Origin of the sequence: Actinomyces sp. 2119, from assembly GCF_003591215.1 — a bacterium.
In the GTDB taxonomy this organism is placed as follows: Bacteria; Actinomycetota; Actinomycetes; order Actinomycetales; family Actinomycetaceae; genus Actinomyces; species Actinomyces lilanjuaniae.
The window spans coordinates 160,049-183,263 of sequence record NZ_QYRR01000002.1; the positions used below are offsets into that span (position 1 = coordinate 160,049).

Below are 23,215 nucleotides of genomic sequence, written 5' to 3' on the forward strand. Positions count from 1 at the left end.
GCGTTTTTCGATGAATAGTACTTTACAGTACGAAGATATACTCACGATACTTTAGTTATTCGAAAGTATTGTTTACACATTAATACTCCAAAATGGTTATTAATTGCCTGATCACCACATTCTTCCTAGGTCGGATAGAGCCCGGGTGCAGACATGTGTCGATCTGTATAGACCTAACATTGACACTTCACGTGCAAGTGATTCGTCGCACCTACAGTATGGGAGCAGACGTCGGTGCATTAATCAGTCCCGTATACAAAGGTCCTAGCGTGGACACGGAAACATTCGCGCTGAGTATTCACGAGCAGGTGCTTCTGGTTGCAAGGAAGTGTTTCACGTGAAACATGCTTACTTGTCGCATGTAGCATGTGAAAATCATGTCGACTCATTAGAGATTTCTGTTACAAACTGGTTCCGCTAGCATACATACCGTGTGTTGTACAGACGCAAATGGGTTGTATCATTCATTATTACATGCACTGAGCCAAAGTAGTGTCTTGCGTGAATAAAATATAGTTCAAGGGCTGCGGCAGTTTAGGTGACGCTTGAACTAGGTAGACTACAGTTATTATTAAACCCCATGGGTGAGCGTATTTGTGGATAGGCACTATGATCAGGGCGCGCTATGGGTGATTATTCGCTACTGGACAGATAGTTGTACACTGGCTCGAGGTTAAGGCGATGTCTTAGGAATGTATATACCAAATGAAGCCCGGCACAGTCGCACACATATATATATGCTCAACGGGTCATGGGGAGTATAACTAGAGTACGATAATAGTAGTAATGTTGGGTGCTAAGGCTGCTCAGTACCAGAGGTGTGTGTAGATCACTAACAACACATAAAGGTATTTGTAGTGACATCTGGTGGCCATTATAGGTTACTGTGTTGACGGTAATTAACCGAACTCCTCAGTTAACATAACCGACGAGATATAGGGTGGTGTGCAGAATATAGGCAATAGTCCAATACGCCGTATTTACTGGTAGTTGCTGTGTGGACTATGGATACCAAGCGCCATACTGTATGGTACTTTAAAAAGTCGAGTTATGAAATATCCTGCTACAGGATGATGGTGGCGCTAAGCGAAAACTCTCACCACATAGGAGCGGGTCGATGAAAGCTATGTGCGCAGTAAATGACCCACTAGTGGACAATGTCTTTAACATGGCGTATGTGTGGTAAGACGGGGTGTCAATACCATTGTATGTACAAAATGATCTATATATAATATACGAATCGCTTTGTGGCCTAAAGGGTGGTGGGTTTGATCGTTATGTGCTGACACCTCAATGCAAAGGTCCACTGGGGGCAGAACGAATGGGTGGCGCAGTGAATGCGGACTCCGTTGCAGGAAGGCTACTTACAGGTAGTGCCAGCACAAACCGCTAATCCACTTCAATGAGTGAATAATGTTAATGCATTCTGCGGGTTATCATGCATGCGTGATTGCCTGTGGGAATCTACCTTCCACACATAGAATAGTTGAAGCTACCATATGTGAGTTATATAGCGACTTAGCGAGGTCTTGGTGTGCCTGCGCTAACTTCTCTGTCACCAAGTGTGTTGAAGTGTTGAAAGGTAATATTCGCCTAGTATTTGTTATGAATTTTAAACCAGGAAGTTGACATCCAGGCGAAACTATACCGATGTTACTATCAATGCAGCAGGTACTGGAACAGAAACGGGCATCCGCTAGAAACGGATATTGCTGTTATTGACAACCGTGGATATACGCGTCTGCAGTAGCAGAGCCGCACGTAAGACTATCAGAAAGAACTCTCCTGAGACGTCAGAGCCTATTGCTGGCGCTGTATATAGACATGACTACCCTCGTCACCTGCGGCGTAACTGGTAGAACGATAGTGAAGTATTAGGGCTGGACCAAAGGATTTCTCACCAAGGCATCATAGAGGTCCCCAAGTTCCTCATCTGCTTTGATGGCCATGGGTAGAAGTGAGTTTTCTGTCATTCCAGGGACTACATTGACGTCAATAAACCAGGGTGTGCCGTGGGCGTCAAGAATTAAGTCGGTCCGCGACAGATTACCAAGGCCTAGCGTGCGGTGAACCGCCAGAGCTGTCTCTTTGACCTTGTCTGCATCGTCACCGCTAAGTCTGGCTGGCACAAAGTATTCAGACCGACCAGGATTGTATCTCGCATCGAAGTCGTATTGACCTTGAGAAACTACTTCGACCGGGGGTAGTGCACGTGGTCCCGCTCCGGTATCGACAACAGACACCGCAATCTCTGTTCCTTCAACATACTTCTCAATAAGCGCACGGTCGTCATAGGAGAAGCAAGCAACCATTGCCGCCCGAAGTTCATCTGCGTTAAAGGCGACGGATACGCCAAGACCTGAACCGCCTTGATTTGGCTTGACGACAAGTGGAAACCCTAGGTGCCCAGCAACAACACCGAGAACGTCTTGAGCGCCTAACTGGCTAAAGTATGCGCGTGGCAGCGTGAGGGAATCCGGGGTAAGTACGCCGCCGGTTCGTACGGTAGCCTTAGCAGTCGGCTTGAAGGACGAACGCTGGCACCCATCCGAATGTGTGCCAACATAAGGAAGCCCCAGTGCGATAAGAGTGTTCTGAAGTCCACCGTCCTCACCGTGGCTTCCATGAACTAAGGGCCATACTACATCAGGGCCGAAAGCGCGTAGAGAACTAATCATACGGGCGTCGACGTCGAGGACGAGCACGGAATGCCCATCCTGCTTGAGAACCTGGGCTACACGGTTGCCTGAGCGTAGCGAAATATCCCGTTCGTGACTGAGGCCTCCTGCGAGTATAGCGATACGTAGCGGTTCTGACTGAGGAGTCTTGGTCATGATTCTCCTTAAACCTGATCTGGGCCTGGGGCAGTTATACCTAGTGAGTCACGGTACGAAGCAGGGCCAAACAATCTGTAGTTCTCCAGATCGCGACTAATAACTTGGGACAGTCTCCGGACTCCCTCCCTAATATCAACCGGCTCTGGGTAGCAGAAGGAAAGCCGAAGGTGGTCTTGGCCGGCTTTTCCTCCTGCGTAGAAGGCTGTGCCAGAGACATAGGCAACGAGATTTGTCACTGCACGGGGAAGCATTTCTCTAGCGTCAATACCTTCAGGGAGTCCAACCCACACATAGAAGCCGCCGTCCGGGACGTTCCAGCGGCACACCGGTAAGTACTCCTCTAAGGCTCCCACCATGGTATCTCGCCGTTCCCTGTACATGGTACGGAACTCCCCGATCTGCTTCTTCCAATCGAACTGCTCCAGGTACATCGAGATAGAGTACTGGCCAACAGAGGACGGACAAAGAATGGCGGCCTCGGAAGCGAGCTTCATCTTTTCCTTTACCGCTGGAGGAGCGACAGCCCAGCCCACACGGTACCCAGGCGCAAAGATCTTCGAGAAGGACCCAAGATAGATTACGTCATCCGGGGCGAGCGTCTTGAGTGCTGTGTAAGTCTGACCTTCAAAGCCAAGCAGTCCGTAGGGGTTGTCTTCAACGATAAGAATATGGTGTCGACGGCATATATCAATGACAAGCGGGCGACGTTCTTCGCTGAGAGTGACGCCAGCAGGGTTATGAAAGTTGGGCAAACAGTAAAAAAATTTAATAGTTCGACCCTCTCGTTTGGTCCTGAGGATCGCCTCCTCCAAGGCTTCGGGGATGACGCCGTGGGCATCAATGGCCACATGCTGTACATCAGCCTGGTAGGTGGAGAAGATCGATAGAGAACCAACATATGTTGGCGCCTCGGCAAGGATTACGTCGCCCGGGTCAATAAACAGTTCGGTAACTATATCGACGGCTTGCTGCGAGCCCGTGGTGATGATGACGTCGTCGGCTCCTGCGTCGATACCCTCGAGAGCCATAACTTCGGTGACGTGCTCACGAAGCCGCGGCAACCCCTGCCCGTTTCCGTACTGCAGTGCCTTACCTCCGTCCTTGCGGATCATTTCGGCAGTTGCGTCGGCGATGCGGTCAAGAGGTAGATCTTTGAGATTGGGCATTCCGCCCGCTAACGAGACCACCTCAGGACGCGAGGCGACTGCAAACAGGGAACGTGTCTCAGACGCCCTCAGGCCGTGGGCACGTGTGGCATAACTGTCTAGCCATGGGTCAAGTCGGTTTCCCTTGACCTGGCTCATCTCTTCCACGAGGAACTCCTTCCATGACGACCTCTGGTGCTACGGTCAGTGCCAAGTCTGACAAGGATAGATGGCAGGAAGGTTTCTTGGCCAGACTCAGGTCACTCCGGCTAGTCGGCTGGCAGCCAGCTGGTCACCGGCTGATCTGTGAAGAACGATCGTCGCAGCTGAGTTGTGGGGTTCGAGACCGCTCTCAGTACGAGGCCATATGTTACCGCTCCAATTCTGCCAGATAAAAGTAGCCCTCGCCTCTCTACCCCAACACACTTGCAGAGCCAGGATCCTTCTACCAGAGTGGCTACTGGAAGGTCGATGAGTTGGCTGTGACCGCGTTCGTAGCGATAATGGTTCTCAGTTCTTGCTCGTCGGCAGTAATTGTTGTCTTTCGCTGAGGAAGCGCCAGGAGTTTGCTGACGGTATTTGGGATCGGTTGGGGGAACCCAAGGGCCTCCCCAACGGTGCCGAGAAACTTTTCCGGTCTTGCAGTCTCCAATACCAGTGTCGGGAAACTGGGCTCCATAAGGTTCAGGGCCGTGGTGATACCGTCGGCGGTATGCGGGTCGACGGTGACACCGTGGCTACTCATAAAGCGAATTGTCTCTAGGCGTTTGGCGTGGGAGGAGGACATGGCAATGAAACCGAACTCTTCGCGTATGCGCTCTACCTGGTCCGACAGATCCAGTGAGCCGCAGTCCTCCAGTTCCCTCCAGGCGCGCGAGAACCGCTCCGGTCCCAGAAGAGACCAAAGGAACCGCTCCAGGTTAGAAGCCTTGGAGATATCCATGGAAGGACTAGACGTGGCGAGGGTAGCCTCTGCGCTTCGCGGCGTGTAGATTCCAGTAGAAAAAAATTCTTCCAGAACGTTGTTCTCGTTGGTTGCCACGATGAGTCTACGGATCGGCAGTCCCATGCTGCGCACTATATGACCTGCATAGACGTTGCCGAAATTGCCCGAGGGAACACATACGTCGACCTGGAAGTCAGAACGTCGCCGCTCTTCCACCCGGTCTGTGACACGCAACCACGCCCACACGTAGTAGACCGCCTGGGCCACGATTCGTCCGATGTTGATGGAGTTGACGGCTCCCAGCGAGTAACGTTCCTTGAAGGCGATGTCGTTGCTGAGGGTCTTGACCAGGTCCTGGCAGTCGTCGAACACGCCCTCAACGGCGATGTTGTGAATATTTGGATCGTGCAGAGAGTACATCTGCGCCCGCTGGACGGGACTCATCCGGCCTGCCGGTGAAAGCATGAAGACGTTCACTGCGTCCTGCCCCCGGAAGGCGTGCTCAGCAGCCGATCCAGTGTCTCCGGATGTTGCTCCTAGAATATTAAGCACCTGTCCCTGCTTGTCCAGGACATAGGGCACCGCTTGGCCCAGGAACTGCATCGCCAGGTCCTTAAAGGCCATGGTGGGGCCCTCAGACAAGCCCACGAGGTGCAGCCCTGCAACAACTGCGCTGTGATCGCGCACCGGTACCACAGGTGCTGGGAACCGCTGCGGCCCGTAGGCGACGGCAGTCATAGTCTGAAGATCGGCCTCAGGGACGTCGGTGGCGAACAGACCGATCACCTTGGAAGCCAGGGCTGCGTAGTCCAGGCATCTCCATGCCTCAAGGCAGTCTGCGCTGAGTGATGGTAGTGCAAGGGGGACTACCAGTCCCCCGTCTGGCGCCAAGCCGGACAACAGGACCTCGGTAAAACGGGCTGGACGCATCCCGCCTCGGGTAGAGATATAGTGCATGTACTGTCTTCTATCATGCCCGGGTGGTTGTGATGACTGTCATTCTAGGGGACCATCGGTGGTTTTCGGTGTGTACGTGTCCGCGACTGGGCACGTGCCGTTGGGTCAGGAACAGGCAGTCACATGAGGCGCGGTGTGCCGACCCAGCACCGGCTGGGCTGGCACACCCCCTACTTCGGACTCCAGATCTTCAATCCAGGACCTTCTCCACCTCGGCCTTGAACGAGGCCTTGGGGCGTGAGCCGGCGAACTGATGGAATGTCTCACCGTCACGGACGACCGCAAAGGTCGGAATAGACCGTATCCCAAAGGACCGCGCGGTGGCTGGGCTGTCGTCGACGTTGATCTTGACGAACTTCACCCGCTCTCCCAGCTCGGTCGCTACTTCGTCGACAATCGGTGCCATCTGGCGGCAAGGGCCGCACCAGTCGGCCCAGAAGTCGATGACAACGGGCTTGTCGGAGCCGAGAACCTCCTCGTTAAAGGTGGCATCGGTGACGTCAAGAGCAGCAGACATGGTGTTCTCCTAGGATGAGTCGTAGCCTGGTACGTCGGTATCGCTAGTAGGGGTGGTGTGTCTTTCCGACGCGACGCGCAGATATAGGTTGCGTTGGCGTCCGAGTTGCGCACTTATACGCAGTGGAGTTGATGACGGGTATCGTGCCTCCTTGTCTACCGTAGAGCGGGCCTGCTTCGAGCCACTACGCCCAGTCGCAGCTCCACCTCACAGCGTGGCCAAGTAGTGCTCTGCGTCTAGGGCCGCGCGGCAGCCCGACCCGGCTGCCGTGACAGCCTGCTGGTAGACCGGGTCAGCGACGTCGCCACAGGCGAAGACGCCTGGTAAGCGAGTGCGCTGCGACGGGGCCTCGACTTGGATGTATCCTGCCTCGTCCAGGTCCAGCACGTCTTTTACCAACTCACTACGGGGAATCTGACCAATTGCCACGAACAACCCGGTTGCGTCGAGCTGACGCCGCTTCCCGGTCACCGTGTCCTCAAGCGTCACGCTGGTCAGGGAGTCCTGACCGTGCAACTCAGCCACAGTGGAGTTCCAGGCGAAGGTGATCTTGGGGTCGTCGTGGGCACGCTGTGCCATAACTGCGGAGGCCCTCAGCTCGTCACGGCGGTGCACAACGGTCACTGACCTGGCGAACCGAGTCAGGAACGTGGCTTCCTCCATCGCGGAGTCACCCCCGCCGACCACGACGATATCCTGGTCCTTGAAGAAGAACCCGTCGCATGTCGCACAGTAGGACACCCCGTGGCCGGAAAGGCGGTCCTCAGCCTCTAGCCCCAGGTGCCTGTACTCTGAGCCGGTAGAGATTATCACTGTACGGGCTTCGTAGGTGCCCTCATCCGTGACGACACGCTTGGTCAGGCCTTCCAGCTCCAAGGCGGTGACGTCCTCGTAGCGGATCTCTGCTCCGAAGCGTTCTGCCTGCTCTTGCATCTGGGTCATCAGGGTGGGACCCATCACACCTTGGACAAATCCAGGGTAGTTCTCCACCTCCGTTGTGTTCATCAGTGCTCCCCCGGCTGTCACCGATCCTGCCAGCACGACGGGTGCCAACTGAGCGCGAGCAGCATAGATAGCGGCGGTGTAGCCCGCAGGGCCGGAGCCGACGATGATGACGTCGTGAATCATGATCCTCCTGGTGTGGGAGTAGCACACGGTGCACGCTGGCTGACAAGGACCAGTGTCACTAGAGCAAACTGAGGATGAAAAGCGATTGTTCCCAAGCAAGGACCTATCGGAGGGTGATCTCGGTGATAGTGGCCTTATTGGAGCCGTCAGCGGCTCTGGGAAGTTCCGTGATCCATACGACAACTGATGCCGTCTCCGTGGACTCGAAGTCGAATGAGGTGACTTGCGAGGTGAAGGGACCTTCAGCCAGCAGCTCGCCCCCTGTAGGGTCCTCGGGACTCGTGGCACGAACCTGGATCGATCCGCCCTCCCCGGTTCCGTGGATGTCGATACCAGAGACCTCGGCAGACTCCTCCAGAGTCACGACAACTCCCACCCCGCCCTTGCCATCCATACCGGGGTCGTTGTAGTACCGGGAGAACCACTCCTGGGAGGTGTCCCCGTCCACCAGGAGGTCAGCCAGCTCTGGGTGCTCGTTCCCGTCGCCGAAGGGGTCCAGGCTCTGTGCGCCGCTGACGGTGATAGGCGCGCTGTCCTCACTGTCCTCCTCGTCCCCGGACTGCTCACCCGCCTCATCGCCGTCGTCCTGGGCCGACTGCGCCGATGTCGCGGAGGGAACCGTGTCGGCGGCTGGTCCGTCGGGGTCGGTAAAGCGGATTCCCGCCAGCTGTTGCAGAATCAGCACGGCAATGACAACGCCGACAAGAGCTACGACAACCAGGGTGAGGATGATGCTGGTCGTGGTACGGTTGACAGACTGGGCTAGTTCCTCGTCAACCTCATCCTCTTCCTCGTCCTCAAGGTCGTCGAAGTTGACCTCAAAGCTGCCTGTGAAGGGCTCAGAGGGGACAGGAGCGGCGCCTGGAGCTGTCTCCGAGGCGTTGGTCAGCACGCTCGGCATCGGGTTGACCGGGCCGGTGACCTGGACGTAGCCGATTCCTGCCCGAGGAGTCGCCTCCTCCTCGGCACGCAGGTCGCCAGCGACCACGGTGTCCTCGTCCATCGCGTCGTAAGCGGGACCTTGCTGAGCAAAGGAGTCCGTTACGGCAGTCTGCGAGGCGTGAGCGGCAGTCGCTGAGGCGGTAGCCGAAGCACCGCTATCCGTGCTGCTAGAGCGACGCAGACGATCTAGTACTCCGCGGGCAGCACTAGCAACCCCGGTACCTGCTGTACGTGATGTGGAGCCTGGTCCGTTCTGCTGGGTGCTGGTTCTCATCACGGCCGGGTAGTCCCGAGCGGGGTCGACCACGTAGCCGCTGACAGGCTCCCAGCTTCCCAGCGCCCGCGCGACCTCGGCGGCTGAGATGGGAGGCTGCCCGTTCCATGTACGCACGCACAGGTCGTCCAGGACCGGGTCGATACCAGCTACCAGCGTGGACGGGACGACGGGCGCGCCACCCAGACGAGGTGCGGAGGGGATCCCGGGACGTTTCCCGGGCCAACGGCCGGTCAGCCCGTAGTAGAGGATCTCCACGAGGGCACGGGCGTCAGCACGGTCGGCGGCAAGAGGGTCGTTCTTGGCGACCTTGCTCTCCAGGTCCAGAGCGGCGGCCTCGATCCCCAGCCCGCTGATCTTGACCTCTCCCCCGGGGAGCACCCGAATGGACTCAGGGGACAGGTTGAGGTGGTGCAGACCTTTACGGGCCCCGGCGTCAAGCGCCTGGGCTGTCTCACCAATGATGGCTCTGACCTGCGCCGAGGTGATGCCGCGGGCCACCAGGGAACTGAGGGTGCGGCCCGCCAGGGGCTCAGTGATGATGATGGAGGGCTCGGAGCGCTCAACATCGTATACCCGCTGAAGGCGCTCGTCGTCCACCAGTACGGCGCGGCTTGCCGCGTCCATGACACTGTCGCGGTGGACCGAGGCGTCCGTGAGCACGAGGATGGTCACCTCGCGGTCGAGGATGGTGTCAACACCGCGGTGTCGAACGATTCGGGGCAGCGTGGTGGACAGGGTCCCCAGGAGTCCGTAGCGGCCACTGCCAATCGGCGTCGCCTCAGACATGCGTCTCCTTCCTCGGGGTGACTGTCCGTCAGATACTGATGGACCCATCGTAGCGGTCCGTGGGCTCTGTGCCTGCTCGGTGGTGTGACCTGACGGGAGCACGACGGTGGACGGCTCTATGCTGACAGGCAGGTTGGCGGACAGGGGGGAGCTGTCCGGAGGTGGCGCGGGAGCGGCGCCCCGGGGGGTGACCGCAGCGCCAGCAGGGTGGGCTGGTGGTGGAGGGGAGGTAAGGGGCGTCGCGCGTGTGACGGCCTCGGGCGGAGGCATAGTCGTAGCTGCCGGAGAGGTACGAGGGACCGGCGGGACCGATGGGGGTACTGTCGGCGGTACAGCAGGTACCACCGGGCGTCGTACAGGTGACCGCCCAGCGCGGTCGGCCGAGGAAGGGGCGTGAGGAAGAACGCTGGGAGGGTAGGAAGCCTGCGGCTGTCCGTGCGCCGACGCCCCCTGAGGGGCGGTGGTAGGCACAGGCGGGGGTGGTGGTGCCGGGGCAGGCTGTGGTGTGGTGGGGGGTGCAGTAGAAGCAGCCGGAGGTGGAGGTGCCGGGGCCGCCCGTGGTGGAGGCGGCGCTGAAGGAATGGTCCTGTTTGTGGGGGCGCCACTAGCAGGAGCCGTCGTCGGTGTCATCCACTCTGCCAGGCGCAGCACCGATCGACCTGCCGGACCCGGCAGGCGCTGGCCAATTTTGACCAGGACCCGTGACAGCGGGCGGAAGGCAACGACAATCTCCTCGACGTTGACTATCCGTCCCATGACGAGGTAGGTGAAGGACATGACCGAGGCCACGACGACGACCTGGGTCGAGGCGGCCAGGAGACGGCTCAGGGACGAGGCTCCGTCTACCTCTCCCATCAGCGCTACCAGGACCATGCCGATGAGTACCGCAGGTGCTGCGGCCAGGCACAGGCGCAGGTGGGTGGTGGCGACCCTGCGCCCGTCCAGGCTCGGCAGGTGGCGCCGCATCAGCGGGACGACGACGACGCATGCGGCAACCTGGCTGAGGGTGTTGGCAAAGGCCGCCCAGGCCATCCAGTGGTTGGCCGGTGCCAGGAGGTAGGCCAGGGCGCACAGGACCACGGGGAGCAGGCCCACCACAGCGTCGGCGATAAGAAGCCGTTTAGTGTCCTCGTAGGCCAGCATGACTCGCTGGGTGGTGAACCAGATCCCCTGCGGGACGATCCCCAGGGCCAGGAGGACAAGGACCGGTGCGGTAGCCTGGGCCACCCTCAGAGAGATCGACGGGGTGAAGACCTGGAGTGCAGGCACTGCCAGGACGCAGATGCCTGCGGTAGCCAGCACCGTGAACACCCCGGCAGAGCGCAGGCCCAGTGACAGGTCGTCGCGCACGCCCTCCCGGTCGCCTGAGGAGGCCTTCTCGCTCATACGGGTGAACAAGGCGGTAATGATGGAGGTCACCACCAGGGACTGGGGAAGGATGTAGACCAGGTAGGCGTTGGACCACATCGTCGTTGACGGCACCACAACGTCGGCGTACTCAGGGAGCTCAGAGGCCGTGACCGCGGCTGAGCCCAGGTTGGTGGTGGCCCAGGTGCTCAGGGAGATGATGGCGACGCCGAGCAGCGCCCACAGGGCGACCCTGGAGCTCTGCCCTAGTCCCAGGCCTCGTATGCCAAAGACGATGCGTGGTTGGAAGCCGGAACGCACTAGGGGTATGTAGAGGATCAGGGCCTGGGCGGCGATGCCCAGGGTGGTGGTTGCTCCGATCAAGGTGATGCGGCCCGCGTCCCACACCTCCGGCCCCTGCCCGTCGGTATAGGCCCCGTAGACCCGGATGTAGGCAATGATGGAGATGATGGAGATGATGTTGTTGAGCACCGGCGACCACATATAGGGGCCGAAGCTGGACCGGGCGTTGAGGACCTGGCCCCACAGGGCGTAGAGGCCGTAGAAGAAGATCTGCGGCATGAACCAGAAGGCGAAGGCATAGGAGACCGGCTGCCACCGGCCCGAGGCGAGGGAGGAGGCGTTGACGTAGAACACCAGGGGAGCCGCAGCGGTGATCACCACCGTGACAACGAGCATGAGGGTGGCCGCGGCGGTCAGGAGCCGGTTGACCAGCTCCTCGCCGTTGCGCTTGCGCAGTGCCCGGACGATCTGAGGTACCAGGATGGCGTTGAGGACGCCACCGATCATCATGTTGTACAGGTTTGTCGGCAGGTTGTTGGCGGTGTTGAAGGCGTCTGCCGCCCCTGAGCCGGTAGCCCCCAGAGCGATGACGATGAGGGCGTTGCGCACCAGCCCCAGTACACGGGAGACCAACGTTCCCGAGGCCATGATCGCTGAGGAACGGGCCAGTGAGGCCTGGGACCGGTGCGGGTTCGGGGAAAGGAAGGAGCGTCTGGGCCGGGCGTGCCGGGGCGGGGTCATGCCTTCTCCTGGGCTGGTGCCGGTATGGTCGGCGTGACGGTGCGGCGTCCTCTACGTACCGTACGCGTCACGCCGGAGACCAGGACAAGGGCCAGGACGCCACCGACCACCCAGGTGCCGACAGACTCCCACGCCGCTCGCACCTGCATGTGCACGGTGGTCGGGGTTCCCACAGCCGTACCGTCATCCGCAAGGACCTCGATCGTCAGGTCAACGTCACCGGAGCCTACTGCCGTGACCGGGACTGTCGTCGTGACCTGGCTGCGTGCAGGGACCGTGACAGTGACACTGTCAGGCATCTGGAGACGCTGGCTGTCTGAGACCAGACGTACCTGGAGAGTCGCCTCCTGGCTCAGGGTCGAGACGATCCTCACTGGCAGGTCAGCCTCCGAGCTGATGATGTTGATGGTGGAGGAGGGAGCAGCGCTCAGCGCGTCGACAACCGAGTCCCCTGCGGCAACGGCAGAGTCCAGGTACGCGCGGCGGGCCTGGGGGTCGGAGCGCCAGGACGCTGAGGAGACGATGCTCGCCAGGTCACTGGCTCGCCCCAGAGCTGCCCGGGGGTCGGAGAGCACCGAGGCGATCGAGTCCAGGCGGCCTCCCGACCGGTAGGCCTCCGACAGGATCCCAGAGGTGATCTCGTCGCTGTCACTGACTTGCTCCGGCGGGTCCGTGCGGGCCACGTCCCCGCTGTCCCTGCTACCTGATCCTGACGGGTCCGGGCTCGCGGAGCTCCTGGCACTCCCCGTTTCCCCAGTCCCTCCCTTTTCGACCGTCCGCGACCTCAGGGTCTCCAGGTCCTGGGCAGTGACCCAGGACGTGTCCCGCAGGGCTGCCAGCCGCTGCGCGAGCACCTCCGGTTCTACCGCTGCGGCCGAGGCCCGGTCCAAGGTGATGACCAGGTCGCGACCCACAGATGGTGCCTGGCGGGTGAAGATCGCGGTCCGTGCACGCAGCAGCTGGCGCGTGTCCAGGTCGCTGAGCTCTTGGTCGTCGAGAGGCTCGGGCAGCTGCCCAGCCAGGGTGAGCGAGGCGGGCTCGTCGGGTACCAGTATCGTGCGACTTCCGATCGTCGTCGTTCCGGAGGGCGTGTAGGTGAGATCCTGGGTCACGGGGACGGAGCCAACGGGAGCGACGATCGTCGTCACGGAGTCAGGCAAGGCCTCCAGGGTCTGGGCGTCCAGCTGGGACGAGACGGGCCAGGCCAGCGTGGGGTCCGCCCCGGCACCAGCCACGGCTGAGGACTGGGACCTCTGGACGGAGGTGGTCAGGAGGTTGGTCTCCCCCAGGTGGGACAGGGCTGCCGTATCGGCGTCGTCCCAAGGCAGGGTCGCGACGTCGCCGTTAGCGATGGCACGGGTCAGGGCCGCAGTCAGCGATGCCGGGGCAGTTGGGGCCGAGGAGGAGCCTGAGGGGGTGGCAGACGGATCTGCAGTGGGTGCTGCAGACGGGGAGGCGGCTGCGGGAGAGGGTCCGGAGGGCTGCCCCGTGTGGGGGGTGCTGGGTGCGGTGGCCGTGCCTGTGGTGTCGGGTGGGGTCGAGCTGGCCAGGTCCCCCTGGAAGGACCCGGCGTCAACACCGAGAGCCTCCAGGAGTGCCGGGTCCACTGCCAGGACCACGCCGTCACCCGCCAGCTCCAGCAGGGCCTGGACCCGCTGCTGGACCTCAGTCACGGTCACCTCTGCGGCCGAGGAGTCGTCGGCCGCAGAGGCCGGGAGGGTCAGGACCATCAGTTCCTCGGCAGAGGCTGTGACAGGGATGACGGTGGTGACACGGGCCGCGTCCACACTCGAGGAGCTGTCCCACACGATGATGCTGCGGTCCTCAGCGACAGTGGCCCCGCCGTCGGTAAGGGCGACTTGGACGCCACGAGGACCCCACTGGTCGCGAGCGGACAGCGGCAGGTTCTCAGAGCTGACCGTCACGGAGAAGGAGGAGGTCTGCCCGGGCTGGAGCTGTGGCAGCCGTGTGGTAGACGGTGACGACAGAGAAGTGTCTCGCTCGTTGGCCAGCCACAGGGACAGCGTCTCGAAGGTGACCTCCGTGCCCTCCTGGATCTGGACCACCAGGGAGCTGCCTGACAGCGTCTCGTCGGTACCGTTGGCGATGGTGCCGGTGACCAGGAGGTCCTCTCCGTCGTGGATCACCTCCGGCGCCAGGGCGTCGATGCTCAGTGTCACCTGGCCGGACACCAGCTCGACCTCGCTGGGCAGCGCAACGGAGGCAGCAGAGACAGGTGCCGGGGAGGTCGGGGCCGCTGCCGACAGGGCACTGGCCGGGGCCAGCACCAGGGTCAGCAGACTCAGCGCTGTCAGCGCGGTCACCAGCGCTGCCGGCAGGCGCGGTTCCACCTTCTGGGGGCGGCGGCCGCGCCGGTGAGGTGCCTTCCGGCCCCTCATGCGTCACCCACAAGGATCTTCCGGGCGGCCGCCACGATACGACGCTCGTTGGGGTAAGCCAGGCGGCGGGCCACGTCGTCCAGGGCCACCCACTCGACGTCCTCCGCCTCGTGGTCGGGGTCGTTGGCGGTGGTGAGGAACCCGTCGACAGCTTCCAGGAGGAAGTGGTGTACCACCTTGTGGACGCGGTGCGCGTCGCCAGCGAACCAGTAGTCGATCGTCGCCAGGTGGCGCAGCACCTGGCCGGTGATACCGGTCTCCTCGGCGATCTCTCGCACGGCGGCCTCCTCCGGTGTCTCTGTTCCTTCCAGGTGCCCCTTGGGCAGGCACCACTCCAGCCGCCCACCACGGTTACGGCGCGCGATGACCGCGGTGAAGGCCTGACCAGCCTGGACGTCAACAACCAGGCCGCCGGCGCTTGTCTCGTCGACGACGGGGAGGCTGCGCGCACCCGCCCGGCGAGCCGCCGAGGCGGCGCGGGGCGTGCGGGTGCGACGGGAGGACATAGGGATACTCTAGGTCCAACAGCGGTGTCAATGGATGTGGACGAGACCTCCGCGTGGGTCGATGAGGACTGTCACGGCCAGAGCCGACCGGGTGCTGACAGGGACGCCGCTGCCGACGGCTCCCGACGTGGCAGGCTTGGCCTGATGACTGCGCAGACCCGTCCCCCCTCCCACGCCCCGCTCTCCGAGGAGCCAGATGCCTGCGGCCTGACCCCGACAGCACGCTGCGCGCTCTTTGCCCTACCGGTGCCCCTGGCTGCTCTGGCCCACACCTTTGCCCGGGCAGGCCACGAGATCGCCCTGGTGGGCGGGCCGGTACGTGACGCCTTCATGGGAACCACTCCCCACGACCTGGACCTGACCACCTCGGCCCGCCCGGAGCAGACGGAGGTACTGCTGCGTGCCTGGGGGGACGCCTGCTGGGACGTCGGACGCGACTTTGGCACGATCGGTGCCCGCAAGGGAGAAGTGGTCGTGGAGGTGACGACCTACCGCACCGAGGACTACGAGGTTGGCTCGCGCAAGCCGACCGTCTCCTACGGCGACACCCTGGAGGGGGACCTCACCCGCCGGGACTTCACCGTCAACGCCATGGCCCTGCGCCTGCCCGACCTGGAGCTTGTCGACCCCCACCACGGGCTGGCGGACCTGAGGGCAGGGGTCCTGCGCACCCCGGTCTCCCCTGTCCAGTCCTTTGACGACGATCCCCTGCGCATCATGCGGGCCGCGCGCTTTGCCGCCCAGCTGGGTCTGGATGTTGAGCCCGACGTGGTAAGCGCTATGTCCCAGATGGCGTCGCGGCTGAGCATCGTCTCTGCCGAGCGCGTGCGTGCCGAGCTGGAGAGGCTGCTGACCAGCCCCTGGCCCCGGCGCGGCCTGGAGCTTCTGGTGCACACCGGGGTGGCCGACGTCGTCCTGCCGGAGGTGTCGGCCCTGCGCGAGACCGTGGACGAGCACCGCCGCCACAAGGACGTCTACGAGCACACCCTGACGGTCCTGGACCAGGCCATCGACCTGGAGACCGGCCCGCAGGGGCCTGTGCCCGGACCCGACCTGGTGCTGCGCCTGGCCGCGCTCCTCCACGACATCGGCAAACCCGCCACCCGCCGCTTTCTGCCGGGCGGGACGGTGACCTTCCACGGGCACGACCACGTGGGGGCGCGCCTGGCCGCCAAGCGCCTGCGCGCCCTGCGCTTTGACAAGCAGACTGTCAAAGACGTGGCGCGACTGGTCGAGCTGCACCTGCGCTTCCACGGCTACGCCGACGCCGGGTGGTCGGACTCGGCGGTGCGCCGCTACGTCACCGACGCCGGTCCCCTGCTGGAGCGCCTCCACCGGCTCACGCGTGCCGACGTCACCACCCGCAACCGGCGCAAGGCCGCCATGCTGGACCACGCCTACGACGACCTGGAGGCACGTATCGACCAGCTGCGCAAGGCCGAGGAGCTGGCCGCGATCCGTCCCGACCTGGACGGCAGCCAGATTATGGCCGAGCTGGGGGTCGCCCCCGGACCGGTTGTGGGCCAGGCCTACCGCTTCCTGCTGGACCTACGCATGGAGAAAGGTCCCCTGGGTGAGGAGCTGGCTCGTCAGGCGCTGCGCTCCTGGTGGGCTGCCCGGCAGGACCAGGAGTAAGGGGCGGGGCTGGACGGGATGCGCGGGCGCGGCCTGCGCTAGGAGGCGTGCAGGCGCACGGCGCCCCGGCGGCGCAGACGGGAGCTCAGCCCGACGGCCAGCAGGCAGACCCCCATCCAGAGGATGTTGAGGACCAGGCTGAGCACGTAGGGTCCTGTCGAGTCGGTGGTGAACGGTGTTCCCAGGCAGACGCCTAGAGGCCCGTAGTACACCGGGTACCCCGTGTAGGAGGTGGACGCGCCTACCGCCCACCCGGTGCCCTCCAGCCCGGCCGTGCTCCACACCGCGGCGGCCTGCAGGCCGACCAGCACGACGAGTCCGCCGGCGTAGACCAGGAGCCGCAGGTAGAACCCCCTGAGGCCTGCGGCGGCGAGCCCCAGGAGCCATGCCAGGGACACCAGGGCTGCGCACGAGGCGAGCTTGGCGCAGACTGCGTAGGCTACCGCCCCTGCTCTGCCCTGCTCCGGCCACGTCGTGGCGTAGGCCAGCAGGGTGATGAGACCGGTGGCGCAGAAGCCGGTAGCGAGCGGGAGCGTCTTGACCAGGAGCTTTCTCAGGGGCGAGTGGGTGGAGAGCTGGAGGAGGATGTCTCCTTTGAGCACCAGAAAGATGAAGACGTGCGCCCCCACGTAAAAAGTGGTGGCTGCCGACACGAGGATGACGGCAAAGACCCAGACCACCTCGGTCACAGATCTGTAGGACTCCAGGAGTTCCCTGAGGAGGAGGGTGGCGGCGAGCACGACGGCGCACACCGAGAAGAAGCCCAGGTGCTTGCGCGCCTCGGTACGGATGTCACGCACGCTGCATCGCCTCCTTGATCCGTGCCTCCAGGCTCTGCCCGGACGATGCCTGCGAGGCCTGCGTGCGCAGCAGCATCCTGCCGTCGTGGAGCACGACGCACTCGTCGAAAAGAGGCTCCAGGCCAGCGATGAGGTGTGTGCTGACGATGATGAGGGCGTCGGCGGGCCTGTGCTGCCCTATGAGCTCCAGCATCCGGTCGCGTGTCACGGGGTCCACTGCTGCCAGGGGCTCGTCAAGGAGGTAGACCGACGACCTCCTGGCCAGCGTCATGCCGAGGTTGAGCTGCTCCTCCATGCCCTTCGACAGGTCGCCCACCTTCTTGGAGGTGTCCAGTGAGAGGCTGTTGATGATGGACCGGGCGCGGTCGCGGTCAAAGTCCTCGAAGTAGTCCCCCAGGACGTCGGGGACCGAGCCGACCCTCAAGAAGGTGTAGAGGAACGGGGAGTCTGGCAGGAGGGTCGGCAGTGCCGCGCCCGGGGTTTTCACCGAGCCCGACCGGAGGGGCAGCAGCCCGGCCAGGGCTTTGAGCAGGGTCGTCTTCCCGGCCCCGTTGTGACCAAAGAGACCCACGACACCAGGGGTGTCGAAGCGGATGGTCAGTGGGGCGAGGCGGAACCTTCTCCCTCGGGAGACGACGAGATCCTCCAGCTCGAGCAGTGCAGTCATAGGCTTAACCGTGGTGTTCGACAAGGGGTTAACTACAGGTGCAGGTGACGGCGTTGTCCAGGTCAGTCTCGGGATAGAAGAGACGGAAGAACCTTCGGGATGAAGGCTACAGCAGACCTGTCCTGGCGTGAGGGTGCGGACGCAGACGTGCCCGGGTCTGTGCCAGGATGGGACGGGGAGCAAGCGCTGGTGAGGAGGCGACCGTGACAGAGCTGAGGGTCGGCGTGGTGGGGGTCGGCGCGCGCAGTCCTCTGGCTGTCCTGGCCGAGTCCTCCCCTGTGCCTGCCCGACTGGTGGCAGCAGCAGATCCCGCGAACGACCGGCACCAGCGTGCCCGGCGGTTCCTGCCCGCAGGGGTCGAGGTGGTCTCCGACTACCGTGAGCTGGCCGAGGCGGGGCGCTCCGGGCTGGACGCCGTGGTCGTGACCACTCCGGACGACACCCATGAGGAGGTGGCCTGCGCCTTCCTGCGCGCCGGTGTGCCCGTCTACCTGGAGAAGCCGCTGGCGGTCAGCCTCAAGGGGGCGGACCGGGTGCTGGAGGTGGCGCGGCGCAGCGGGACCAGGCTGTACGTGGGCCACAACATGCGGCACATGGCCGTGGTCAGGCTGCTCAAGGACGTGGTGGACCGCGGCGAGATCGGTGAGCCCAAGGCGGTGTGGTGCCGACACTTTGTGGGCAACGGAGGTGACTACTACTTCCGGGACTGGCACGCTGAGCGGGCCAGGACCACCGGGCTGCTCCTGCAGAAGGCCGCCCACGACATCGACGTCATCCACTGGATCGCCGGGTCCACGACCCGCAGGGTGGTGGGGATGGGTGACCTCATGGTCTACGGCGCCGGGGAACGGCGCCCCCACGGGGCCAGCCCCGGCACCGTCATGGGCGACTGGTTCAGCCACGACCACTGGCCGCCCGATGCGCTGACCGGGCTCAACCCGGTGATCGACGTCGAGGACCTGTCTATGGTCCTCATGACCCTGCGCAACGGGGTCATGGCCAGCTACCAGCAGTGCCACTTCACCCCCGACTACTGGCGCAGCTACACGGTGATCGGGACGCGGGGCCGGGCGGAGAACTTCGGCGACGGCGCGGGGGGCGTGGTCCGGGTGTGGACACGACGCTCGGGCTACAGCGAGCACGGCAGCGCCGAGTACCCCATCACGGAGGAGGGGACCGGGCACGACAGCGCCGACCAGCGCACCATGGATGAGTTCCTGCGCTTCGTGCGTGACGGCGGGTCCACGCAGACCTCCCCCGTGGGCGCTCGCGACGCCGTGGCCACGGGCGCCCTGGCCACCGAGTCCCTGCGCTCGGGGTCGGTGCCCCGCGACGTCCCCCGGGTGGAGGAGCGCGTGGCCGCCTACTTCGAGGGCGGCCAGAGGCGGGGCTGATTCGGGGACGTTCAGGGCGGGGACTGGACCCAGACAGTAGCGGTGCGTGTCACGGTGCTGCGGGGTGTCGCTGCGTGCGGGTCGGTTCTCACCATCCGAGGCTCCCGACGACGATCAGGCTGTCCACAGGATGCCCCGGGAGCCTGTCGCCTGGCCGTGGGACCCGGTAGGTTGGCGGTGTAGGCGGACAGCAGAGGGTCCATAAGGACTAGAGGACTACGAAGACACCAGCAGGCAGGAGAGGACCCGTGATCCACCAGATTGACCTAGGCGGCCGGAGCATCGCCCTGGCCACCGACGGCGACGTCACCCGCAGGGACGGGAAGGTCTACGTGTGCGCGGCACACCTGAGTCTTCTCCACGACATGCGTGGCGGTGAGGTCTACCGCACCGGCCAGACGTCGTGGTCCCCCTCGGGGTGGCAACGGCTGGCGGATCCGCCCCTGCGAGTAGCCAACCCGGTTCGCCGCCGCACCGCTGACGACGACCTCTGGGACGACCCCACCCGTCACCACTCCTCCTGGGTGGCCGTGGTCGAGGACGCCGGACCCGTCGGAGAGAAGCCTGCCGGGGAGGTGGTACCGGACCGGCCCAGTGCCGTTCTCGTGGGCTGCCTGGAGGGCGAGACCCCCCGGGTACGCGTGGACGAGGCCGCCCTGGAGGCCTTCACCGAGACCGGGCGGCCCGGACGCTGGGTCATCCTGGTCGGATCCGCCACCCAGGTCATGACCGCCTACGCCCGGCAGCTAGGGGCGTACCAGGGGCGCCGTGAGATCAGGCCGCAGAGCGTGTGGTGCTCCTGGTACTCCTACTACGAGGGGGTCTCCGAGGAGGCCGTCGCGGCGGAGATCCCTGAAGTGGCCCGGTGCGGGTTCTCCACCCTGCAGATCGACGACGGCTGGCAGGCTGGGGTCGGGGACTGGCACGCGGGGCCACGCTTCCCCTCTGGCATGAAGGCGGTCGCCGACGCCGTCTGGGAGGCGGATATGACCCCCGGCCTGTGGGTGGCTCCCTTCATCGCCCTGCCCGGGTCCCGGGCAGTGCGGGAGCATCCTGAGGCCTTTGTTCGCGCTGCCGACGGCTCGCTGGCTGTGGCCGGGTCCAACTGGGGCTCCCACTACCACGCCCTGGACATGACCCACCCGCGTGCCCAGGACCTGGTATACGAGGTCACCGACCGGGTGGTCCACGAGTGGGGGTTCTCCTACCTCAAGCTCGACTTCCTCAATGCCGCGGCGGTCCCCGGGGTCCGGGCACAAGACACCGACCGTGAGCAGGCCTACCGTGAGGGCCTGCGCTTAGTTCGTCAGGCGGCGGGGGAGGACGTGTTCCTGCTCGGCTCGGGTGCCCTGCTCATGCCCTCCGTCGGTGTCCTCGACGCGGTGAGGGTTGGACCGGACGTGGCCCCCATGTGGGACAACTACGCTACCGACGACCCCAGTGACGCCACGGCCCGCAACGCGCTGCGAGCCAGTGCGAGTCGGCTATGGCTGGGAGAGGTCATCGGGGTTGACCCGGACGTGGCCTTCTTCCGGCACCGTCGCAACCTCCTGGACGACACCCAGATGCTCTGGCTGCGCGAGCTGGCTGCCGCCTGCCGCTTCCGGTGCGTCTCAGACCGGACGGCCTGGCTGGAGGAGGCGGAGAAGAAGGCGCTGCGGACGTGGGTCACCCGGGAGGAGGAGGTCGAGCTCCTGGGCCGCTACCGCTTCCGCGTGGGTGGCCGGGAGGTTGACCTCACCGAGGCCGTCGAGGGCTCGGCATCCCCCTACCCGCTGTGACAGGGCCGGTCTCCTGGGATCCCAGGGCTGACAGGGGGCAGGTGACGGTGCCGTCGTCCATGGTCAGGAGGCGCCCGGCCCGATGACCACCAGCCTGAGGGGCGGCTCCCCCCGGGTGCTGGTGTCAACCTGATCGACCCCCTGACCAGGCAGGACGCCCCCGCTGTCGCCTGCAGACCGCCCAGCCTGACCCCGACCGCGGCCCACCGGCCGTCCGGGAGCGTGAGATGGACGGCATGCCGTGACTTGCCGGGACATGCTGGGACACAGAGTCAGAACGACCTGGCCCGCCCCTCGGGAGAACCCCCTACCCCCTCGGGGAGCCTGAGCCCGTTGGCCCCAGGCGGCCCAGGGTTAGGTAACCCTCCAGGTCCTGGTCCTGGCCCGCGTTAGCCAGCCGCAGCGGCGCACCGCCCTCCAGCGGGTTGACGACCCGCAGCAGCACCGTTGCCTGCTCCTCGGGCACGTCCAGCGTGCCGGAGAAGGTGACCGCCGTGCCGGGCAGAACCTGGCGTAGGTCGCCGTTTAGAGCTGTGCGTTCCACCACGGTGCCTCCGGAGTCCAGGACGACGACCTCCACCTGCCAGCTGTAGTAGAAGGGAGCCACTCCGTCGTTGACGATCTCCACCTCCACCTCGCTGCCGCGCGCACGCCACCGCGTCGCCGCCAGCTCGTAGCCGGTGGACGCGCTCGACTCGGCGGCGAGCCTGCGCTCCTGCTCCCCCATGTCCCCGGTGAAGACCCAGTCGTCGAGCAGCCAGGTAGCGTGAGTGGCCTGGATGGAGGCGGTCAGGTCGATGTCGCGCCCGGCCGCCACGTCCTGGGCGGAGCCGCAGTCGTCAGGGTCGGTCAGCACACAGTCCTGGATGCCCGGGTACACCTCCCCGCCGATCGGACTGGTCTGCCAGGCCTGCGTGGCCCCGGCCGTGCGCATGAGCGCCATGAAGTGCCAGTCTGTCGTATCCAGGGTGGCGTAGCCAAAGGAGTCGTCGTGGTAGCCCACGTCGTGGGAGGCTGACCACGACGTGGGGTAGCGCATCTGGGTCGGGGTGGTGTCAAAGGCCTCGTCCCAGGCCTCCACCAGTGCCTTCTGGTTGGCCTCGCTGGCCATCCAGTCCTCGCCCCGGGGATTGTCCGAGGAGACAGTGCCGTCCATGGGCCAGGTGTGCCCCTCCCCCCAGAAGCCCACCAGGCCCTGGGTGACGAAGCCTAGGCGGGGGTCACCGTCGTAGCGTTCCCCGAAGGCGGAGACGAAGCCGGTGAGCATCGTCATCGTGTCCGGGTCGTTGTAGTCCGGGCTCACCGAGGCGGCTGAGCCCTGTACCCCGTTGTGGTAGAAGCTGTAGGAGCGGGTGGTGACCAGGCCGTCCTCCACCAGGTAGGGGGGGACGCCGCTGGGACGACCGGGAAAGTCCATGTAGAAGCGCAGGACCGTGTGGTGCCCGCGAGCAGCGATCGCCTCCAGGTGGGACTCCAGGACTGTCCAGTCGTAGGCGTCAGGTCCTGTGACCACGTCGCTGAGGGGCAGGTAGAGCCACTCCATCGTGTGGGGCAGGGCGGAGTCGGAGAGGTCGGGGTCGGCCTGCGGGTCCTCAGGAGCATAGGGGAGCATGCCCTTGAGCGGGTTGGCTACGGGAGCGACGGTCCGGGGCAGCTCCTCCCACGCCCCCAGAGGCAGACAGGCACGTAGGCCCGCAGCCAGGAGGACAGCCACGATCACGATGCCCACGATGCTGACGACGGCTCGTCGCCTTCCCCTACGGCCGCCCCACCCGGCCGCGACCCGGTCCCAGACGGCCCCGACACGGCGCGAGCCGGGGCTACCCGGCGCGTCGCCGGGGTCCTCGGCAGGTACCTGCGCAGGTACGCCGTCGATCGGGAGGTGGGTCATTCTCGCCGCCTTGCTGGGAGGTGCTGGGTCGGTGCCCCAGGCTGCAGGGTCCAGGGCCGGTCCGGGGGACGGTAGGCCGATACGCGAGACCGACCGCGGTCCTAGTGGGCTGCCGCTGTCCCCGTGCTCGCAGGCTACCTGCCCGGAGCGGGCAGGACCGGTAGCAGGTCCCGGTAGGCACAAGCCGTTGCACCCCGGGCGCGACTGCCCCTGGGG

General features: G+C 64.0%; 14 protein-coding genes. 3 read left to right on the plus strand and 11 right to left on the minus strand.

Annotation, left to right across the window (positions count from 1 at the left end; translation table 11 throughout):
- Window positions 1–1,874: 1,874 nt before the first annotated feature.
- The 8 genes from D4740_RS02555 to D4740_RS02590 all read right to left on the minus strand — a co-directional run bounded on the left by D4740_RS02555 (window position 1,875) and on the right by D4740_RS02590 (window position 14,831).
- Window positions 1,875–2,834 (minus strand): ATP-grasp domain-containing protein, encoded by a 960-nt coding sequence (locus D4740_RS02555; protein WP_119835373.1) that lies wholly within the window; start codon window positions 2,832–2,834, stop codon window positions 1,875–1,877.
- Between the two features lie 8 nt (window positions 2,835–2,842).
- Entirely contained in the window at window positions 2,843–4,141 is a 1,299-nt protein-coding gene (locus D4740_RS02560) for a PLP-dependent aminotransferase family protein (protein WP_182911333.1), read from the minus strand.
- Window positions 4,142–4,439: 298 nt separating this feature from the next.
- The gene (gene thrC, locus D4740_RS02565; RefSeq protein ID WP_119835375.1) at window positions 4,440–5,885 is read right to left on the minus strand and encodes a threonine synthase; all 1,446 of its coding nucleotides are present in this window, start codon (window positions 5,883–5,885) and stop codon (window positions 4,440–4,442) included.
- A gap of 190 nt (window positions 5,886–6,075) precedes the next feature.
- The gene (gene trxA, locus D4740_RS02570) at window positions 6,076–6,402 is read right to left on the minus strand and encodes a thioredoxin (RefSeq protein WP_119835376.1); all 327 of its coding nucleotides are present in this window, start codon (window positions 6,400–6,402) and stop codon (window positions 6,076–6,078) included.
- A gap of 207 nt (window positions 6,403–6,609) precedes the next feature.
- On the minus strand, window positions 6,610–7,530 hold the full coding sequence (gene trxB, locus D4740_RS02575; protein ID WP_119835377.1) for a thioredoxin-disulfide reductase: 921 nt from the start codon (window positions 7,528–7,530) through the stop codon (window positions 6,610–6,612).
- A 103-nt stretch (window positions 7,531–7,633) separates the two neighbouring features.
- Complete coding sequence (locus tag D4740_RS02580) at window positions 7,634–11,926, minus strand: murein biosynthesis integral membrane protein MurJ (protein WP_119835378.1); 4,293 nt, start codon at window positions 11,924–11,926, stop codon at window positions 7,634–7,636.
- A complete protein-coding gene (locus D4740_RS02585; RefSeq protein ID WP_147392825.1) occupies window positions 11,923–14,325 on the minus strand; it encodes a DUF6049 family protein in 2,403 nt (800 codons plus the stop codon). Before D4740_RS02585 ends, D4740_RS02580 begins: the two co-directional genes overlap by 4 nt.
- The gene (locus D4740_RS02590) at window positions 14,322–14,831 is read right to left on the minus strand and encodes an NUDIX hydrolase (RefSeq protein ID WP_119835380.1); all 510 of its coding nucleotides are present in this window, start codon (window positions 14,829–14,831) and stop codon (window positions 14,322–14,324) included. The genes D4740_RS02585 and D4740_RS02590 overlap by 4 nt, the downstream gene beginning before the upstream one ends.
- A gap of 144 nt (window positions 14,832–14,975) precedes the next feature.
- Here D4740_RS02590 and D4740_RS02595 point away from each other — a divergent pair, with 144 nt between their 5' ends.
- Window positions 14,976–16,466 (plus strand): CCA tRNA nucleotidyltransferase, encoded by a 1,491-nt coding sequence (locus tag D4740_RS02595; protein ID WP_119835600.1) that lies wholly within the window; start codon window positions 14,976–14,978, stop codon window positions 16,464–16,466.
- A 38-nt stretch (window positions 16,467–16,504) separates the two neighbouring features.
- Here the strand turns inward: D4740_RS02595 and D4740_RS02600 are convergent, their stop codons facing one another.
- Together D4740_RS02600 and D4740_RS02605 are read right to left on the minus strand one after the other, a co-directional pair.
- Window positions 16,505–17,266, minus strand: a complete 762-nt coding sequence (locus tag D4740_RS02600; protein ID WP_119835381.1) for a hypothetical protein — start codon at window positions 17,264–17,266, stop codon at window positions 16,505–16,507.
- Window positions 17,259–17,933 carry an ATP-binding cassette domain-containing protein gene (locus tag D4740_RS02605; RefSeq protein ID WP_119835382.1) on the minus strand — a complete coding sequence of 225 codons (675 nt, stop codon included), beginning with the start codon at window positions 17,931–17,933 and terminating at the stop codon, window positions 17,259–17,261. Before D4740_RS02605 ends, D4740_RS02600 begins: the two co-directional genes overlap by 8 nt.
- Window positions 17,934–18,100: 167 nt before the next feature.
- Between D4740_RS02605 and D4740_RS02610 the strand changes: the two genes are divergently transcribed.
- Window positions 18,101–19,327, plus strand: coding sequence for a Gfo/Idh/MocA family protein (locus tag D4740_RS02610; protein WP_119835383.1), 1,227 nt, complete (start codon window positions 18,101–18,103; stop codon window positions 19,325–19,327).
- A 248-nt stretch (window positions 19,328–19,575) separates the two neighbouring features.
- Window positions 19,576–21,108, plus strand: a complete 1,533-nt coding sequence (locus D4740_RS02615; protein ID WP_119835384.1) for a glycoside hydrolase family 36 protein — start codon at window positions 19,576–19,578, stop codon at window positions 21,106–21,108.
- A gap of 307 nt (window positions 21,109–21,415) precedes the next feature.
- Here the strand turns inward: D4740_RS02615 and D4740_RS02620 are convergent, their stop codons facing one another.
- A complete protein-coding gene (locus D4740_RS02620; protein WP_119835385.1) occupies window positions 21,416–22,999 on the minus strand; it encodes a DUF4832 domain-containing protein in 1,584 nt (527 codons plus the stop codon).
- Between the last annotated feature and the right edge of the window lie 216 nt (window positions 23,000–23,215).

Coding starts and splice junctions, on each gene's coding strand:
- D4740_RS02555 (WP_119835373.1), bottom strand. CDS start 2,834: ATGACCAAGACTCCTCAGTCAGAACCGCTACGTATCGCTATACTCGCA.
- D4740_RS02560 (WP_182911333.1), bottom strand. CDS start 4,141: ATGAGCCAGGTCAAGGGAAACCGACTTGACCCATGGCTAGACAGTTAT.
- thrC (WP_119835375.1), bottom strand. CDS start 5,885: ATGCACTATATCTCTACCCGAGGCGGGATGCGTCCAGCCCGTTTTACC.
- trxA (WP_119835376.1), bottom strand. CDS start 6,402: ATGTCTGCTGCTCTTGACGTCACCGATGCCACCTTTAACGAGGAGGTT.
- trxB (WP_119835377.1), bottom strand. CDS start 7,530: ATGATTCACGACGTCATCATCGTCGGCTCCGGCCCTGCGGGCTACACC.
- D4740_RS02580 (WP_119835378.1), bottom strand. CDS start 11,926: ATGACCCCGCCCCGGCACGCCCGGCCCAGACGCTCCTTCCTTTCCCCG.
- D4740_RS02585 (WP_147392825.1), bottom strand. CDS start 14,325: ATGAGGGGCCGGAAGGCACCTCACCGGCGCGGCCGCCGCCCCCAGAAG.
- D4740_RS02590 (WP_119835380.1), bottom strand. CDS start 14,831: ATGTCCTCCCGTCGCACCCGCACGCCCCGCGCCGCCTCGGCGGCTCGC.
- D4740_RS02595 (WP_119835600.1), top strand. CDS start 14,976: ATGACTGCGCAGACCCGTCCCCCCTCCCACGCCCCGCTCTCCGAGGAG.
- D4740_RS02605 (WP_119835382.1), bottom strand. CDS start 17,933: ATGACTGCACTGCTCGAGCTGGAGGATCTCGTCGTCTCCCGAGGGAGA.
- D4740_RS02610 (WP_119835383.1), top strand. CDS start 18,101: ATGGGACGGGGAGCAAGCGCTGGTGAGGAGGCGACCGTGACAGAGCTG.
- D4740_RS02620 (WP_119835385.1), bottom strand. CDS start 22,999: ATGACCCACCTCCCGATCGACGGCGTACCTGCGCAGGTACCTGCCGAG.